We start from the raw sequence: 15949 nt of genomic DNA on the forward strand, positions 1-15949 counted from the left end.
TGACCTGGGGCCATGACTCTCGACATCGTCTACACCGCAGCCGCCCACGCCACCGGGGGGCGGCCGCGACGGACACGTCCGCACCGAGGACGACCGCATCGACCTCGACACCCGCCCGCCGAAGGAGATGGGCGGCAGCGGCGAGGGCACCAACCCCGAGCAGCTCTTCGCCGCCGGGTACGCCGCGTGCTTCCTCGGCGCGCTGCACGTCGCGGGGAAGCAGCTCGAGCTCGACACCACCGGCGCCGAGGTCTCCGCCGAGGTCAGCATCGGCGGCAACGGCGCGGGTGGCTTCGGCCTCGCGGTGGAACTCGACGTCTACGCCCCCCGCCGTCGAGGGCACCTCGCGGCAGCGTCTGGTCGAGCTCGCACACACCATCTGCCCGTACTCGAACGCCACGCGCGGCAACATCACGGTGACGCTCTCGCTCGTCGACTGATGCTCGTGCGGTGCTCGCCGCTCCCTAGGCTGGAGCGGTGAGCACCGAGCGCTGCCCCTGCCTGAGCGGGAACCCCTACGACGAGTGCTGCAGACCCCTGCACGCCGGCGCGCCCGCTCCGACCGCCGAGCGGCTCATGCGCTCACGGTTCTCCGCCTTCGCGCTCGGCCTGCCTCGGTACCTCCTGGACAGCTGGCACCCGAGCACGCGCCCGGCGACGCTCGACCTCGACCCGGCGCAGCGGTGGACGCGGCTCGACATCGTCGCGACCCGGTCGGGAGGCCCGTTCGACACCGCGGGCACGGTCACGTTCCGCGCGTGGTGGCGCGCCGACACCGAGCGCGGGACACTCGAGGAGACGAGCGAGTTCGTCCGCGAGGCCGGCCGCTGGTACTACGTCGACGGTGTCGTGGCCTGACCGCGCAGGCTCGGGCCAGTGCGCGCGAGACGGGGGTGTCTGCCCGAAGCGCCGCGAGGTGACCGAGACGCCGCGAGCTGGCCGAGACGCCGCCAGATTCAGCGGCGTCTCGGCCACTCGGCGGCGTCGAAGGTAGACGGGGGCGTCTCGCGGGCCCGGGCGCAGCGGTGCCTCGCGGCGAGAGAGTCAGCCGATCGTCGGCGGCAGGCCCACGGCAGCGCGCATCGCTCGACGGACCTCGGCCTCGGACGGCAGGAGTTCGTCCTCGTCCCCGGTCAGGAAGAAGCGGATCTGCCCGATCGCCTGCTCGCTGAGCATGTCGAGGCCGTTCAACACGCGACCGCCCGCTCCGGTCCACGCCGTGGAGGCCCGGGTCGGCCACGGCTCGTAGGCCACGTCGAACAGCACCGCGTCGGGTCCGGACGGCACGAGCGGCAGGTCGTCCGCTGCGCCTCCCGGCAGGGTCGACACCACGAAGCCCATCGGCCCGGCGGACGCGAGCTCGTCGAGGGGGGTGCACCTCGAGCGTGACCCCGAGCCGGGCTGCGAGCATGACGAGGTCACCCGCCTTGCCGGTGTCGCGCAGGAACACCCGCACCAGTGAGGCTCCGAGCCGCAGGGACGCCGTGAGGGCGCTCGCCGCGGTCGCTCCACCACCCAGGATCACGGCCTCGCCGGGCACGTGACCGAGTGCGGCGACCGGGCGGACGATCCCCCTCGACGTCCGTGTTCGCGCCGGCGAGGACGACCGAGGAGCCCTCGTGGCGGAACGCGACCGTGTTCGCGACCCCGAGCTCGTCGACGAGCGGGGTCGTCCGGTCGAGGAGCGGCACCACCTCGCGCTTGAGCGGCATGGTCAGGCTGAGCCCGCGCCACTCCGGACCCAGCCCCGCGACGAACGCGGCGAGCCCGCCGGACGCGACCTCGTGCCTCCCGTACGAGAACGGGAGGCCGAGCACGTCGTAGGCCGCCGCGTGCAGCGCGGGGGGAGAGGGAATGGGCGATGGGGGGAGCCGAGGACGGCGAGCTGCGTCCGGTCGGCGTCGGGGAAGGCTGCCACGTCGGCAGCCTAGCCGCGCGCGTCGGCCTGTCCGCGGGCGTTCGCCTGGGGGGCGGGCGTCATGCGGAACCCCGGGGAAGCAGCGCTTAGGTTAGGCTACCCTTCGTGATCCGTACCTCCCTCCCCAAGCGCCGCCTCGGGCGCGTGCTCGCCGCGGCCGGTGCCGTCGTCGCCGTCTCCCTCGCACTCGTCGGCTGCTCCTCGTCGAGCCCGTCCTCGTCCGAGTCCTCCGGCGGAGGCTCGTCCGACGGGGCCTTCCCGGTGTCCATCACGACCGGCCTCGGCACCACGACGATCGACTCCGCCCCGAAGCGCGTCGTGGCCCTCGGCTGGGGTGACGCCGAGACGGCACTCGAACTCGGCGTGCAGCCCGTCGGCGCCAGCGACTGGCTCGCCTTCGGTGGCGAAGGCGTCGGTCCCTGGCTCAAGGGCGCCTACGACAAGGCGCCGGAGATCATCGACACGCTCGAGCCCAGCTACGAGGAGATCCTCAAGCTCAAGCCCGACGTGATCCTCGACGTGAAGAGCTCGGGCGACAAGGACCGCTACGACAAGCTGTCCGCCATCGCCCCGACCGTCGCGATCCCGAAGGGCGGCGAGAACTACCTCGCGTCCACCACGGAGCAGGTCGACATGATCTCGAAGGCGCTCGGCAAGGAGAGCGAGGGCAAGAAGCTCCTCAGCGACCTCGACGACTCCTACGCCGCCGCGCGCGAGGCGCACCCCGAGTTCGCGGGCAAGACCGCGGCGATCGGTGCGTACACGTCCGAGGGCTTCGGCGTGTACGCCTCCCGCGACAGCCGCGCCACGTTCATGCAGAACCTCGGGTTCGAGATCCCGAAGGCCATCGACGAGGCTGCGGGCAAGGAGTTCTCCGTGTCGCTGTCGAACGAGAACCTCGACCTGCTCGACGCGGACCTGACCGTCGTGCTGCCGATCTACGTCGAGGCGTCGAAGGCGTCCTCGGACCCGCTGTTCAAGAAGGTGCCGTCGGTCGAGGCCGGGCACGCCATCGTGATCGACGACTCGGACGTCTCGACGGCGTTCTCGCTCGGGACCACCGCGGCGATCGAGTGGGCGCTCGAGCGTCTGCCGGACGAGTTCGCGGCCAAGCTCGGCTGACGCCGGCCGGCGGCCGCCGGTCGAGGCCTGGTGGCGCCTGCGACGCCGGGCTGGACGGCCGGGAGGCGCGGGGCGGTACGGCGGACCGGCGGCGGCCCGTGTGTGGTGGGGCGGGCCTCCCGGCCGACGGCCGGCGCCAGGCGTCGACCGGCCTGGCACAACGAGAACCGGCTCGAACTGCGGGAGTCCGCGGTTCGAGCCGGTTTCTGTTGCGCGGGGCCCGGTGGCGCCGCTCGCAGGCGCCGGGGCGCGCGGCGGCGCGGCGGCGGCGCCGGGCGGACGGCCGGGAGGCGCGGGCGGGTACCGGCGGACCGGCGGCGGCCCGTGTGTGGTGGGGCGGGCCTCCCGGCCGACGCCCCGGCGCCAGGCGTCGACCGGCCTGGCACAACGAGAACCGGCTCGAACTGCGGGAGTCCGCGGTTCAAGCCGGTTCCTGTTGCGCGGGGCCCGGTGGCGCCGCTTGCAGGCGCCGGGGCGCTCGGCGGCGCGGCGGCGACGCCGGGCTGGACGGCCGGGAGGCGCGGGCCGGACCGGCGGACCGGCGGCGGCCCGAGCGTGGTGGGGCGGGCCTCCCGGCCGACGCCCCGGCGCCAGGCGTCGACCGGCCTGGCACAACGAGAACCGGCTCGAACCGCGGGAGTCCGCGGTTCGAGCCGGCTTCTGTTGCGCGGGGCCCGGTGGCGCCACTCGCAGCCGCCGCGGCCGTGCCGGCTCAGGCGCCGAACGTGGACGCGAGGAACGCGAAGAGCAGGGCGATGAGCGGGAACGATCCCTGCACGAACGCGGAGTTGAGGTACTTGCGGCCGGTTCCCGCGAGGACGACCGCGGCACCGAGCATGCTCGCGCACGAGAACACGACGAGCGTCCAGCCGGTCGCGCCGTTGTCCGCGAGCACGAGCACGACGCCGAGGACCGCGCCGATCGCGAGGAACAGGTTGTAGAAGCCCTGGTTGAACGCCATCGCGCGCGTGGCCTGCGCGTCGGCGTCGGACACGATGCCGAAGATGCGACGTACCCGGGGGCTCGTCCACGCGACGGACTCCAGGAAGAAGATGTACACGTGCACGAGGCCCGCCAGGACCGCGAAGACGCCGGAGATGGCGAGCAGAACCGTCATGAGGACATCATCTCAGCAGTCGATGGGTGCTCGGGTCCGCCCCTCGTCCCGGCCGCGCTCGGTCAGTAGGCTCGGGGCATGAACGAGGCCCCGAGCACGAACGACGAGGACGCCGTCGCCGAACTGCAGAGCATCCGGCAGAGCATCGACAACATCGACGCCGCCGTGATCCACATGCTCGCCGAGCGCTTCAAGTACACGCAGCGGGTCGGGTACCTCAAGGCCGCGGCGGGCATGCCGGCGGCGGACCCTTCGCGTGAGCAGATCCAGGTCGCACGGTTGCGGTCCCTCGCAGCCGAGTCGCACCTCGACCCCGCGTTCGCGGAGAAGTTCCTCAACTTCATCGTCGCCGAGGTCATCCACCACCACGAGCGTATCGCGGTCGGCGAGCTGTGACCCTGCCCGACCTGCACCTGCTCGTCGGGTCCTACACGGCGACCGGCGGGGGCAACGCGACGGGCATCTCGATCGTCGGTCCCGGGCAGTCCGCCGGCGAGGCCACCCTCGTCGCCTCGACCGTCGCGGTGCTGGACGACCCGTCCTTCCTCGCCGTGTCGGGGGGACCGCGTGTACGCCGTGTCGGAGACGACCGACGGCGGGGTCCACGCGTTCCGCCGGTCCGGGTCCGCTCTCGAGCACCTGTGGGATGCGCCCGCCGGCGGGGACGCGCCGTGCCACGTCCGGGTCGACCCGTCCGGGGCACTCGTCGTCACGAACTACGTCTCGGGCACGGTCACCGCGGTGTCGCTCGAGGCAGCGGAGTCCTACGCGGCCTCCGTCTCCGCCAGTGACGGCATCGTCGGCGGCACCACGGCCACGGCTCCCGCTGCCGACGGCATGGCTTCGGGGCACGGGATCGCCGGCCGGGGGGACCGGGGTGTCCGCGGCGCTGCCGGACGCAGCCGTCGCCACCGTGCTCCTGCCCGACGCGACCGGACCGGTCGAGGACCGCCAGGAGGGCCCGCACGCCCATCAGTCGATCGCCACGCCGGACGGGACCGTCCTGGTCGCCGACCTCGGAGGGGATGCCCTGCACGAGTTCCGTGTCGTGGCCGATACCGCCTCGGTGTCGATCGAGCCGCTGCGCGTCCACCACCGGAAGCCCGGATCCGGACCACGACACATGGCCTGGTTCGACGGGGACCTCGTCGTCGCCGGCGAGCTCGACGGTCGCGTGTACCGGATGCGGCGTGACGAGTCGGGCTCGCTCCGCGAGGTCTGCGCTGCCGCCGCCTTCGACGGGCCGGTCGACACCTCGCTGCTCAGTCACGTCGAGGTCGACGAGCACGGCATCGTCACGGTGGCCGTCCGGGGGGCGCGACCAGATCGTCGTGTTCGACGCGTCCGACGGCGGGCTCCGGTTCGTCGGGTCAGCGTCGGCCGGTGGCGTGTGGCCGCGGCACTTCGCCCGTGTGCCCGGGTACCTGCTCGTCGCCAACCAGATGTCCGACGCCGTCGCGGTGCTGCCGGTCGGTGCAGACGGTGTGCCGGGCGACGCCGTCGGGCAGATCGCGGTCGGCAGCCCGACCTGCATCATCCCGCTCCAGGAGCGCTGAGGGCCGGGAGGCTCGGGGCGCGCCCGGGGACGTCGGCCGCATCCGTCGGCGCGCGAGTCGCGCCCATCGGGTGATCGGCCGCGTCCGCCGGGAGGCGGGGCTCGCGTCCGGGCCCGGCCGAGGCCGCCGGGAGCGGGTCGCGCCCGTCGGGAGGCCGGCGCGGCCGCGTCCGCCGGCAGACTCAGCCCTGGTGGACGGGGACCTCGATGAGGTTCTCGAACGGCCGGCCCTCGGCCAGCGCCGACACCTGCCGGCGCACCAGGTCGAGGGACCGCGGCACGCTGAGGTCCGTGTTGCCGCCGACGTGCGGCGTGAGCACGGTGTTCGGCGTCGTCCACAGCGGGTGGTCGGCGGGGAGCGGCTCCGGGTCGGTGACGTCGAGCGCCGCCGAGAGCCGACCGGACCGCAGCTCGGCGACGAGGGCGTCCGTGTCCACGACCTTGCCGCGCGCCACGTTCACCACGAGGGCGCCGTCGGGCAGCGCCGCGAGGAGTTCCGCGTCGACCAGTCCCTCGGTCTCGTCGGTGAGCGGCGCGATGAGCACGAGGACGTCCGTGGTGCGGGCGAGTTCCGGCAGGTCGCCGAAGGCGTGCACCTGACGACCGTCCTGCACGCGGGCCGTGCGCGCGACGACGGTGACCTCGGTGCGGAACGCCTCGAACCGGGTGGCTATGGCGGAACCGATCGCGCCGTAGCCGACGACGGTCACCCGACGGTCGGCGAGGGACCGGGTTTCCCGCGAGTCCCACCGCTGCTCGACCCGGTCGAACTGGAACACCGCGATCTCGCGGAGGGAGGTCAGCGCCAGGCCGACCGCGAGCTCCGCCGTCTCGTCGTCGTGGATGCCGCGGCCGTTCGCCAGGTGCGCGTGACCGGGCACGTGCGGGATCGCCCACTCGTACCCGGCACTCGGCAGCTGCAGCAGCTCGAGGTTCGGCAGGTCGTGCACGTACTGCCACCGGTGCCGTCCACCGAAGTAGAACGGCAGGAAGGCGATGGCGACCTGCTCGGCCCGGGGGTACGGCGCCTCGACGTCCCAGACGTCCAGCTCGATGCCGTCGGGCACCGGACCGAACCGGTCGACCAGCTCCTGGAAGGGCAGCGTGACGATCGGCACCGGGTTCAGGCGTCCGTGCGGGGCGAGAACGCGCCGTGCGAGTCGAGCGGGCCGCGGCCCACGTAGCCCTCGGTCACGTTCTCCTGGATGACGTCGCCGAAGTGCGACGGCAGCGTGGCGCGGTGTGCGTCGCGGAGCTCGTCGATCGTCGCCTCGAACGCACCCTGGACCTCGAGCGAGCCCGACGCGGCGTCGGTCACACCGATGCGCAGGACCGGGTAGCCCCGGCCGTTGCAGAGGCCCTGGAAGCGGACGTCGTCCTCGCGGCGCACGGTCACGATGACGCGGCCGGTGGACTCGGAGAAGAGTGCGGTCGCGGTGTCGACGCCGTCGCGGGACTCGAGCTCGTCGAGCACGACCCGGGCGCCGAGGCCGAAGCGCAGGACCGACTCGGCGAGGGTCTGGCCGAGGCCGCCGTCCGCCAGGTCGTGTGCGCTCGTGAGCAGCTGCTCGTCGGCCGCGGCGGCCAGGAGCTCCGCCAGCGCCTTCTCGCGCCCGAGGTCCACCGCCGGCGGGCGACCGCCGAGGTGCCCGTGCACGGTGCCGGCCCAGGCCGACCCGTCGAGCTCGAGGCTCGTCGTGCCGAGCAGGTAGATGTTGTGGCCGTCGTCCTGCCAGCCGGAGGGGATCCGCTTGGCGACGTCGTCGATCACGCCGAGCACGCCGACGACGGGCGTCGGGTGGATCGGGGTGTCACCGGTCTGGTTGTAGAACGACACGTTGCCGCCGGTCACCGGGATGCCGAGCTCCATGCAGCCGTCCGCGAGACCTTCGACGGCCTCGGAGAACTGCCACATCACCTCGGGGTTCTCCGGGGAGCCGAAGTTCAGGCAGTCGGTCACGGCAGCCGGGACGGCGCCGGTGACGGCAACGTTCCGGTACGCCTCGGCGAGGGCCAGACGAGCGCCCTGCTTCGGGTCGAGCTGGCAGTAGCGGCCGTTCGCGTCGGTGGCGATCGCGACGCCGAGCCCGGTCTCCTCGTCGACGCGGACCATGCCGCCGTCGTCGGGGAAGGACAGCGCCGTGTTGCCGAGCACGTAGGTGTCGTACTGGTTCGTGACCCAGTTCTTCGAGGACAGGTTCGGGGACCCGAGCAGCTGCAGGACCTGCGCCTTGAGGGCGGGGCCGGTCTCCGGGCGGTCGAGCGACTCGGCGCCGTCGGCCTGCAGTGCGTCGATCCAGGTCGGGTACGCGACCGGGCGGTCGTACACCGGACCGTCGACGGCGACCGTGCGCGGGTCGACGTTGACGATCTCCTGGCCCTGCCAGTCGATGACGAGGCGGCCGGTGCCGGTGACCTCGCCGAGGACGCTCGTCTCGACCTCCCACTTGCCGACGACCTGCAGGAAAGCGTCGAGCTTGTCGGGGCGGACGACCGCCATCATGCGCTCCTGGCTCTCCGACATGAGGATCTCCTCTGCCGTGAGCGAGGGGTCGCGCAGCAGGACGTCGTCGAGCGAGATGTGCATGCCGCCGTCGCCGTTGCTCGCGAGCTCGGAGGTCGCGCACGAGATGCCCGCGGCGCCGAGGTCCTGGATGCCCTCGACGAGCTCCTTCTGGAACAGCTCGAGGCAGCACTCGATGAGCACCTTCTCGGCGAACGGGTCGCCGACCTGGACGGCGGGACGCTTGGTCGGGCCGCCCTCGGTGAAGGTGTCGGACGCCAGGATCGACGCGCCACCGATGCCGTCGCCACCGGTGCGGGCACCGAAGAGCACGACCTTGTTGCCGGCGCCGGACGCGTTCGCCAGGTGCAGGTCCTCGTGACGGAGGACACCGACCGCGAGGGCGTTGACGAGCGGGTTGCCCTGGTACACCGGGTCGAAGTAGGTCTCGCCGCCGATGTTCGGCAGGCCGAGGCAGTTGCCGTAGAACGAGATGCCGCCGACGACACCGTGCACGACGCGGGCGGTGTCCTCGTGGTCGACCGCACCGAAGCGGAGCTGGTCCATGACCGCGACCGGACGTGCACCCATCGAGATGATGTCGCGGACGATCCCGCCGACACCGGTGGCAGCGCCCTGGTAGGGCTCCACGTAGGAGGGGTGGTTGTGCGACTCGACCTTGAAGGTCACCGCCCAGCCGTCACCCACGTCGACGACACCGGCGTTCTCGCCCATGCCGACCATCAGGTTCTTCTTCATCTCCGGCGTGACCTTCTGGCCGAACTGGCGGAGGTAGTTCTTGCTCGACTTGTACGAGCAGTGCTCGGACCACATCACCGAGTACATCGCCAGCTCGCCCGAGGTGGGGCGGCGGCCGAGGATCTCGCGGATCTTCGCGTACTCGTCGTCCTTGAGCCCGAGGGCCGCGTACGGCTGCTCCTTGTCGGGCGTCTCGGCGGCGTCCTGGACGGTGTCGGGCTTCGGGCGGACGGGCGTGGTCACGGTGTTGTCGTTCCCTGTCACTGGAGTCGCGGGCGCTGGAGTCGCGGTCACTTGACGAGCGCGCGCTCGATCACGGAGGTGAAGAAGGTCAGGCCGTCCGTGCCGGAGGCCATGGCAGCGCGGGTGTCCGGGCCGAAGCCGGGCTCCGTCGCGTGCTCGGGGTGCGGCATGAGACCGACGACGTTCCCGCGCTCGTTCGAGACGCCGGCGATGTCGTCGATCGACCCGTTCGGGTTCACGCCGACGTAGCGGAACACGACCTGGCCGTTGTCCTCGATGCGCTTGATCTCGTCGGCGTCGGCGACGAACCGGCCGTCGGCGTTCTTCAGCGGGATGGTGATCTCCTGCTGCGCGTCGAAGCCCGCGGTCCAGGCGGTGTCGGCGTTCTCGACGCGGAGCACCTGGTCGCGCCGGATGAACTGCTGGTGGGCGTTCCGGGTGTGGGCGCCGGGCACCAGGCGGGCCTCGGCGAGCATCTGGAAGCCGTTGCAGATGCCGAGCACGGGCATGCCCTTGCCGGCGACGTCGATGACCTCGGCCATGATCGGGGCCTTCGCGGCGATGGCGCCGGCACGGAGGTAGTCACCGTACGAGAAGCCGCCGGGCAGGACGATCGCGTCGACGCCCTGCAGGTCGTGGTCGCCGTGCCAGAGCGCGACGGGCTCGGCGCCGGCGAGGCGGACCGCGCGCTGGGCGTCGCGGTCGTCGAGCGAGCCGGGGAAGGTGATGACCCCGATGCGCATCGTCACTCGACCACGCTCACGGAGACGACGTCCTCGATGACGGCGTTCGAGAAGACGTCGACCGCGATCTCACGGACCTCGGCGAGCTTGGCGTCGTCGACGGGGCCGTCGACCGACACCTCGAATCGCTTGCCGATGCGGACATTGGTCAGGTCGTTCTTGCCGAGCCGGGCGAGGGCGTTGCCCACCGCCTTGCCCTGGGGGGTCGAGGATCTCGGCCTTCGGCATGACCTCGACGACGATCGTTGGCACGTGTTCACTCCAGCACAGGGGTCGGGTGGGGACAGGAACAGTCTAGGTGCCGCCCACGACCCGCCAGAGCAGTTGTGGATGACTGTTCGAAGGCGTATGTTCGACTTCGAACAATCGGCATCGAACACCCGGAGGACCCGTGCCCGACCTGACGCCACTGGCGTTCGCGGCGCTCGGCCTGCTGGCCGAGGCGCCGATGCACCCCTACGAGATGTTCCAGACGATGCTGCAGCGTCGCGAGGACCGGAACGTCAAGGTCCGACCGGGCACGCTGTACCACCAGGTCGGCCGACTGGCGGACCTCGGGTACGCCGAGGTCGTCGGCACCGACCGCGCGGGCAACCGGCCCGAGCGGACCACCTACGCGATCACGGACGCCGGACGCACGGCGCTCGAGGCGGGCCTCCGCCGCATGGTCGCCGAGCCGGCGGACGAGTACCCGCAGTTCGGGCTCGCCGTGTCCCACGTGGACAACCTCCCCGTCGAGGACGTGGCCGCCGCGCTCCGGGCGCGCATCGCCGCACTGCGCACGCAGCGCGACGGGTACGACGACGCCGCCGCGGGCCTCCAGGCCAAGGGCCTCGCCGAGCGCTACTGGCTCGACGTGTCGTACGCGCGTGCCATGCTCACCGCGCAACTCGAGTGGCTCAGTGCCATCGCCGACCGCCTCGACAGCGGTCAGATCCCCTGGGAGGGCCCGGCCCTCCCCGACGAACACCTCCAGAACAGCAAGGACACCACTCGATGACATCCGCCTCCGCCGCCGCCGACCTGGAGCACGGCAAGAAGCCGTGGCCAGCGCTCTGGGCACTCGTCGTCGGCTTCTTCATGATCCTCGTCGACTCGACGATCGTCTCGGTCGCGACGCCGACCATCTCCCAGGCACTCGACGCCGACATCAACGCCGTCATCTGGGTGACGAGTGCGTACCTGCTCGCGTACGCCGTCCCGCTCCTCATCACCGGTCGCCTCGGTGACCGCTTCGGCCCCAAGGTGCTGTACCAGGTCGGCCTCGTCGTGTTCACGCTCGCCAGTCTCTGGTGCGGGCTCGCCGGCTCGATCGAGGTGCTCATCCTCGCCCGCGTCGTGCAGGGCCTCGGCGCCGCGATGATGACCCCGCAGACGATGGCCGTCATCACCCGCATCTTCCCGCCGCAGAACCGCGGTGCCGCCATGGGCCTGTGGGGCGCCGTCGCCGGTGTCGCCTCGCTCGTGGGCCCGATCCTCGGCGGCCTGCTCGTCGACGGCTTCGGCTGGGAGTGGATCTTCTTCTTGAACGTCCCCGTCGGCGTCGTCGCGTTCGTCCTCGCGCAGAAGTTCGTGCCGTCCTTCGCCACGAACCGTCACCGCTTCGACCTGCTCGGCGTCGTGCTGTCCGCGGTCGGGCTCTTCCTGCTGGTCTTCGGCATCCAGGAGGGCGAGACCTACGACTGGGGCACCATCACCGGTCCGATCTCCGTCTGGTCGCTCATCATCGCCGGCATCGTGGTGCTCGCCGCGTTCGTCGTCTGGCAGGGCGTGCAGAAGGGGGGAGCCGCTCCTCCCGCTCGGCCTGTTCACGGACCGCAACTTCACCCTCGCGAACATCGCGATCACCGCGGTCGGTGTCGCCATCGCGTCCTTCGCGTTGCCGATCATGCTGTGGGCGCAGGACGTGCTCCGGTTCTCGCCGACGCAGGCCGCGCTCCTCCTGGTCCCGCAGGCCGTCCTCTCGGCCGCGCTCGCGCCCTACGTCGGCAAGCGGCTGAACATCTGGAGCCCGCGCTGGGTCGCCTCGTTCGGCCTCGCCTGCTTCTCCGGCGGGCTGTTCTGGTTCGGCGCCCTCATCGCCGCGAACGCCGACTGGGGCTGGGTGCTCCTGCCGAGCGCGCTCCTCGGGCTCGCGAACGCCTGCATGTGGGGACCGCTCTCCGTGTCCGCGACGCGCAACCTGCCGCCGCGGCTCGCCGGCGCCGGCTCGGGCGTCTACAACACCACCCGTCAGATCGGTGCGGTGCTCGGTTCCGCCGGCATCGCTGCCCTCATGGAGGCCCGCATCCGCGCGGAGTTCCCCAGCCGGTCCGGTGGGTCCGGCATCAGCGCCGAGCAGACGGGGTCCCTGCCGGGCTTCCTGCTCGACCCGTTCTCGCGGGCGATGGGCCAGTCGTTGGTCCTGCCGGCCGTCGTGCTCATCGCGGCGATCGTCGCGGCACTGTTCCTGACGAAGCCGAAGCAGACGGCCGCGTGGAAGCAGACCGGCGCGGTCGCCACGCAGCCCGACGGTGGACAGGTCGAGGCCGGACAGGCCGACAGCGGTCAGGTCGGCGGCGGCCAGGTCGCGGGCGGCCGTCCCACGACGGGGGGAGCGGGACCACGTCGCCGCGCACGCCTCGTCGCCGGCACCCACCACCGCCGAGGAGGAGCTCGCCACCACCGAGCACCACGGCAAGCACGCGGGCGCCTAGCCGCACGACGCCCGCGCTCGTCGCGCCGCCGGAGCCCCGGTCCCTCGCACGAGGGGCCGGGGCTCCGTCGTGCCGGCGGCGCGGCCACGGCGCCGCGGGACCACGGCGGCGGGGAACAGCCGGACGCGCAGCGGCCGAGCCGAGGGGCGCGGCCCTGGAGCGCGCGGCCGTGGGTGCGCAGCCGCGGGAGCCGCGGGGCGTGGAGCCGCGGGAGCCCGGCAGCGCGGGACCCACTGCCCCCCGTCAGGATCGACGCCGCAGGTGCTCCCGCGTCAGCGCCGCCATCTGCTCGTCCGTCAGGTCGTCCACGGCCCTGGCCTCGCGGCGGTCCGAGCGTTGCCACCGGACGAACAGGGCGATGAGCACGGGGACGTCCGCGACCTCGGCGATGAACCACAGCAGGTCGCCCGCCAGGTGCTGGTCCTGCAGGGGCGACGGTGCCCACGGCACGTGCAGGGCGGTCCGGCCGGCACCGTCCAGCACGTGGCTGCTCACCCGCATCACGACCGCGGGCACGGCATCGAGCACGAGCTCGACGAACGCGAGCAGGAACTCGGCGGTCGCGAAGGCGGAGGAGTGGAGCACCCCGACCTCGGACAGCGGTGCCAACAGGAGGAAGCCCAGCACCGGGACGAGGACGGTCACCGCTTCGGCGCTGAGGAACGACTGCCGCAGCACGCCCGCCAGCGGGGTGAGCAGGACGCCGAACACGGCCAGGGCCACCAGGGGCGCGACGATCGCGTTGCCGAGCAGCCGTGCCGGACGGGACCGCAGGACGGCGTCGGCGGCCCCGGACAGGCGGGTCGGGCCTCCCGTCCGGAGCAGCGTGAGCGGGCCGGCCGCCGCGGCGAACGCGGGCACCGCGAAGAACAGCGTCGCGAGCCGCAGGACGAACGCCCACCGGAGCTGGCGGTCGTCCTGTCCCACGATGCCGGACTGCAGCGTCGCGAACAGGCCGAGCGCGGCGACGAACGCCACGGTCCGCCACCACGGCCAGCGCGCGCCGCGGCGGCGGGCGGCGAGGACCCAGCGGCCGTAGACGGCTGCCGCGACGACGACCAGCGCCGTCGCCAGGGGGGTCGACGTGCCAGGTGCTCCAGAACTCGGAGGGTGACGGCGTGGGGTGCCTCCCGGGGTCGCGCTGCGGGAGTCATCCTCCTCCGGCCGGGAGGCCCGACACGGCCCCGGCGTATGAGGATCCCTACATGCGTCCCGCGCTGGGCACCGGCGTCGCCGCCTCCTCCGCCGGCACCGTCCGTGCGAGGAGCCACACACCCAGCGGGATCGCGACGGCCCCGACGAGCGCCAGCGGGAAGGAGAGGTGGAGCTGCATGACCGCGAACGCGGGACCGATCGTGCACACGGCGCCGGCCGCCAACATGGACCACGCCGGGCGGTCCGACCCGGGCGTCAGGCGGGGGGAGGGGCCGATCGGCGCGACGGACCAGGCGGGCGACACCGAGGGTGGCGGCGAGGAGCACGACGACCGCGACCGGGCGGGTGGCCCACCAGACGCCCGAACCCGGCGAGGGGAACGGCAGCCCCACGAGCAGGCCGACCCCGTTGAGCAGGATGAACAGCGGCAGGTGCCAGAGGTAGATCGTCATGCCGTCGCGGCCGAGCAGGAACACGACGGCCTGCGCGGGGCGGGTTGCCATCAGTCGCGTCAGGGGTGCGTGCACGAGCTGGACGAGGCACGCTTGCCCGACGGCGAGGAACGCCAGCGGGAGCATCGGCGGGTTGAGGTCCTGCAGCATGTCCGGTGCCCAGAGGCCGACGGACGTCAGGGGCACGAGCAGGGCGTACGCCAGGCCGGCGATGCCGAGCAGCAGGAGCCGGGACCGTCGGGCGAACCAGCCGTCGACCCACAGGAACCCGAGCTGCTGGGCGAAGAGCCACACCGGGCCGAGGTTGAGCAAGCCGACCTCGACGATGCCGGACGCCAGGCGGACCGAGTCGATCGCGGCCGCGAGCAGGAGCAGCGCGAGCAGGGTCCGCCACGGCGCACGCGCGTGCAGCCGGGCCATGACCGGGACGCAGCACTGTGTGATGCCGTACGCCGCCAGGAACCACAGCGGGGACCCGATGCCGAAGGCGAGCTCGCCGAGCAGGTCGGCGGGCGTCCCGACCGCGGTGGCGATGCCGAGGCCGACGGCGAGCACCACGAAGAGCGGGACCGCGGGGCGGAACAGCCGGACGAGCCGGGTCGCGATGAAGTCCCGGGCTGGGTCGCCGCCGTGACCGGCCCGGGCGACGGTGCTGCGCCATCCGACGGCGCTCGCGAACCCGCCGACCACGAAGAACAGCGGCATCACCTGGCCGACCCAGGTCGCCCCGACGTTCCAGGGCAGTTCCTGCAGTGGGCTCGTGACCCGGATGCCGGACGCGCCCGACCCGACCCCGACCATCGTCACGTGCACGACGACGACGAGGACGACGCAGGCCGTCCGGATGAGGTCGACGACCAGGTCCCGCTGCGCGATGGTCCCCCCGGGCGTCCTGAGCGGTGTTCGCCGGCGTCGCGCCGGCCTGCTGCATGGACATGGCTGGACGCTACCGGCCGGACCACCCCCGTCGAGCGATGCTCAGCTGATCGCGACCCGATCGTGACACATCGTATTCCGCAACGCGCATGTGGTGTTGGCGTCGGAAGCGCGTCCGCCGTGTACTGTGAGCGTTGTCTTGAACGCTGCAAGAGAAAGGCTCCGCATGGTCGACGACACCGAACTCCTCCGCGGAGCCGGACTCCGGGTCACCGCTCCTCGGCTCGCGGCACTCCGGGCGATCGAGGCGTCCCCGCACACCACGGCGGACGACCTGGTCAGCGCGCTCGCCGCTGAACTGCCGACGACGAGCCACCAGGCGGTCTACGGCGTCCTCAACGCGCTGACCGGCGCCGGGCTCGTCCGTCGGATCGAGCCGGCCGGCAGCCCCGCCCGGTACGAGCGCCGGACCGGCGACAACCACCACCACATCGTCTGCACCATGTGCGGCGCGATCGGCGACGTCGACTGCGCCGTCGGTCACGCCCCGTGCTTGACCCCGTCGGAGACCCACGGCTTCGCGGTCACCACCGCCGAGGTCACCTACTGGGGCATCTGTGAGCAGTGCGCTGCGGCGGAGCAGGCGGACGAGGCCGATGAGCCGACGGGTGCCCTGGTCCCCGCGACCGCGCCTCCCGTCGCCGCACCCGGCGTGGGCTGACCGCCCACGTCGCACGGGCCTCCCGGCAGGCCCCCCCTCAGGCGCGCCCGCTGTCCGGCGCCGCCCACCGAGACCAACCCGAGCCACCC

The 15949-nt window shown here is 72.7% G+C and carries 13 protein-coding genes and 6 pseudogenes; 9 read left to right on the forward strand and 10 right to left on the reverse strand.

The window, feature by feature from the left end; all coding sequences use genetic code 11:
* Positions 1 to 12: 12 nt before the first annotated feature.
* Both DEJ15_RS05280 and DEJ15_RS05285 read left to right on the forward strand, forming a co-directional pair.
* A pseudogene (locus DEJ15_RS05280) lies at positions 13 to 440 on the forward strand (organic hydroperoxide resistance protein).
* A gap of 37 nt (positions 441 to 477) precedes the next feature.
* Positions 478 to 858, forward strand: a complete 381-nt coding sequence (locus DEJ15_RS05285; RefSeq protein WP_110823488.1) for a YchJ family protein — start codon at positions 478 to 480, stop codon at positions 856 to 858.
* Between the two features lie 186 nt (positions 859 to 1044).
* Here the strand turns inward: DEJ15_RS05285 and DEJ15_RS05290 are convergent, their stop codons facing one another.
* Both DEJ15_RS05290 and DEJ15_RS05295 read right to left on the reverse strand, forming a co-directional pair.
* On the reverse strand, positions 1045 to 1332 hold the full coding sequence (locus DEJ15_RS05290) for a hypothetical protein (protein ID WP_284175793.1): 288 nt from the start codon (positions 1330 to 1332) through the stop codon (positions 1045 to 1047).
* 86 nt (positions 1333 to 1418) lie between these two features.
* Entirely contained in the window at positions 1419 to 1817 is a 399-nt protein-coding gene (locus DEJ15_RS05295; RefSeq protein ID WP_284175795.1) for a hypothetical protein, read from the reverse strand.
* A 206-nt stretch (positions 1818 to 2023) separates the two neighbouring features.
* On the opposite strand from DEJ15_RS05295, the gene DEJ15_RS05300 reads away from it, so the two are divergent.
* Positions 2024 to 3040: an iron-siderophore ABC transporter substrate-binding protein gene (locus DEJ15_RS05300; RefSeq protein WP_258365777.1), complete on the forward strand. Its 1017-nt coding sequence runs from the start codon at positions 2024 to 2026 to the stop codon at positions 3038 to 3040.
* 712 nt (positions 3041 to 3752) lie between these two features.
* Here the strand turns inward: DEJ15_RS05300 and DEJ15_RS05305 are convergent.
* On the reverse strand, positions 3753 to 4157 hold the full coding sequence (locus DEJ15_RS05305) for a DUF1304 domain-containing protein (protein ID WP_181419420.1): 405 nt from the start codon (positions 4155 to 4157) through the stop codon (positions 3753 to 3755).
* A 78-nt stretch (positions 4158 to 4235) separates the two neighbouring features.
* Between DEJ15_RS05305 and DEJ15_RS05310 the strand changes: the two genes are divergently transcribed.
* From DEJ15_RS05310 to DEJ15_RS05320, 3 genes and pseudogenes are all read left to right on the forward strand, one after another.
* The gene (locus DEJ15_RS05310) at positions 4236 to 4553 is read left to right on the forward strand and encodes a chorismate mutase (protein WP_110823490.1); all 318 of its coding nucleotides are present in this window, start codon (positions 4236 to 4238) and stop codon (positions 4551 to 4553) included.
* Positions 4554 to 4724: 171 nt separating this feature from the next.
* Positions 4725 to 4877, forward strand: a pseudogene (locus tag DEJ15_RS17840) (beta-propeller fold lactonase family protein); the annotation flags it as partial.
* Positions 4804 to 5713: pseudogene (locus DEJ15_RS05320) on the forward strand (lactonase family protein). The pseudogenes DEJ15_RS17840 and DEJ15_RS05320, both read left to right, overlap by 74 nt.
* A 181-nt stretch (positions 5714 to 5894) precedes the next feature.
* On the opposite strand, the gene DEJ15_RS05325 reads toward DEJ15_RS05320, so the two are convergent.
* From DEJ15_RS05325 to purS, 4 genes and pseudogenes are all read right to left on the reverse strand, one after another.
* Positions 5895 to 6830 (reverse strand): 2-hydroxyacid dehydrogenase, encoded by a 936-nt coding sequence (locus DEJ15_RS05325; protein WP_258365776.1) that lies wholly within the window; start codon positions 6828 to 6830, stop codon positions 5895 to 5897.
* Positions 6831 to 6835: 5 nt separating this feature from the next.
* Positions 6836 to 9217 carry a phosphoribosylformylglycinamidine synthase subunit PurL gene (purL, locus tag DEJ15_RS05330; RefSeq protein WP_258365775.1) on the reverse strand — a complete coding sequence of 794 codons (2382 nt, stop codon included), beginning with the start codon at positions 9215 to 9217 and terminating at the stop codon, positions 6836 to 6838.
* Between the two features lie 47 nt (positions 9218 to 9264).
* On the reverse strand, positions 9265 to 9960 hold the full coding sequence (gene purQ, locus DEJ15_RS05335; protein ID WP_110823494.1) for a phosphoribosylformylglycinamidine synthase subunit PurQ: 696 nt from the start codon (positions 9958 to 9960) through the stop codon (positions 9265 to 9267).
* Positions 9961 to 9962: 2 nt separating this feature from the next.
* Positions 9963 to 10212: pseudogene (gene purS / locus DEJ15_RS05340) on the reverse strand (phosphoribosylformylglycinamidine synthase subunit PurS).
* A gap of 139 nt (positions 10213 to 10351) precedes the next feature.
* On the opposite strand from purS, the gene DEJ15_RS05345 reads away from it, so the two are divergent.
* A complete protein-coding gene (locus DEJ15_RS05345) occupies positions 10352 to 10960 on the forward strand; it encodes a PadR family transcriptional regulator (protein ID WP_258365774.1) in 609 nt (202 codons plus the stop codon).
* Between the two features lie 23 nt (positions 10961 to 10983).
* Positions 10984 to 12472 (forward strand): annotated as a pseudogene (locus DEJ15_RS05350) (DHA2 family efflux MFS transporter permease subunit); the annotation flags it as partial.
* Between the two features lie 427 nt (positions 12473 to 12899).
* Here DEJ15_RS05350 and DEJ15_RS05355 read toward each other — a convergent pair.
* From DEJ15_RS05355 to DEJ15_RS17845, 3 genes and pseudogenes are all read right to left on the reverse strand, one after another.
* Positions 12900 to 13730: a cytochrome c oxidase assembly protein gene (locus DEJ15_RS05355; RefSeq protein WP_284176296.1), complete on the reverse strand. Its 831-nt coding sequence runs from the start codon at positions 13728 to 13730 to the stop codon at positions 12900 to 12902.
* A 127-nt stretch (positions 13731 to 13857) separates the two neighbouring features.
* A complete protein-coding gene (locus DEJ15_RS05360) occupies positions 13858 to 13989 on the reverse strand; it encodes a hypothetical protein (protein WP_284176335.1) in 132 nt (43 codons plus the stop codon).
* Positions 13990 to 14173: 184 nt separating this feature from the next.
* Positions 14174 to 15064, reverse strand: a pseudogene (locus DEJ15_RS17845) (acyltransferase family protein); the annotation flags it as partial.
* Positions 15065 to 15365: 301 nt separating this feature from the next.
* On the opposite strand from DEJ15_RS17845, the gene DEJ15_RS05365 reads away from it, so the two are divergent.
* Entirely contained in the window at positions 15366 to 15860 is a 495-nt protein-coding gene (locus tag DEJ15_RS05365) for a Fur family transcriptional regulator (protein WP_110823498.1), read from the forward strand.
* The last annotated feature ends 89 nt before the right edge of the window (positions 15861 to 15949 follow it).

This window comes from Curtobacterium sp. MCJR17_043, assembly GCF_003224315.2.
Lineage (GTDB): Bacteria > Actinomycetota > Actinomycetes > Actinomycetales > Microbacteriaceae > Curtobacterium.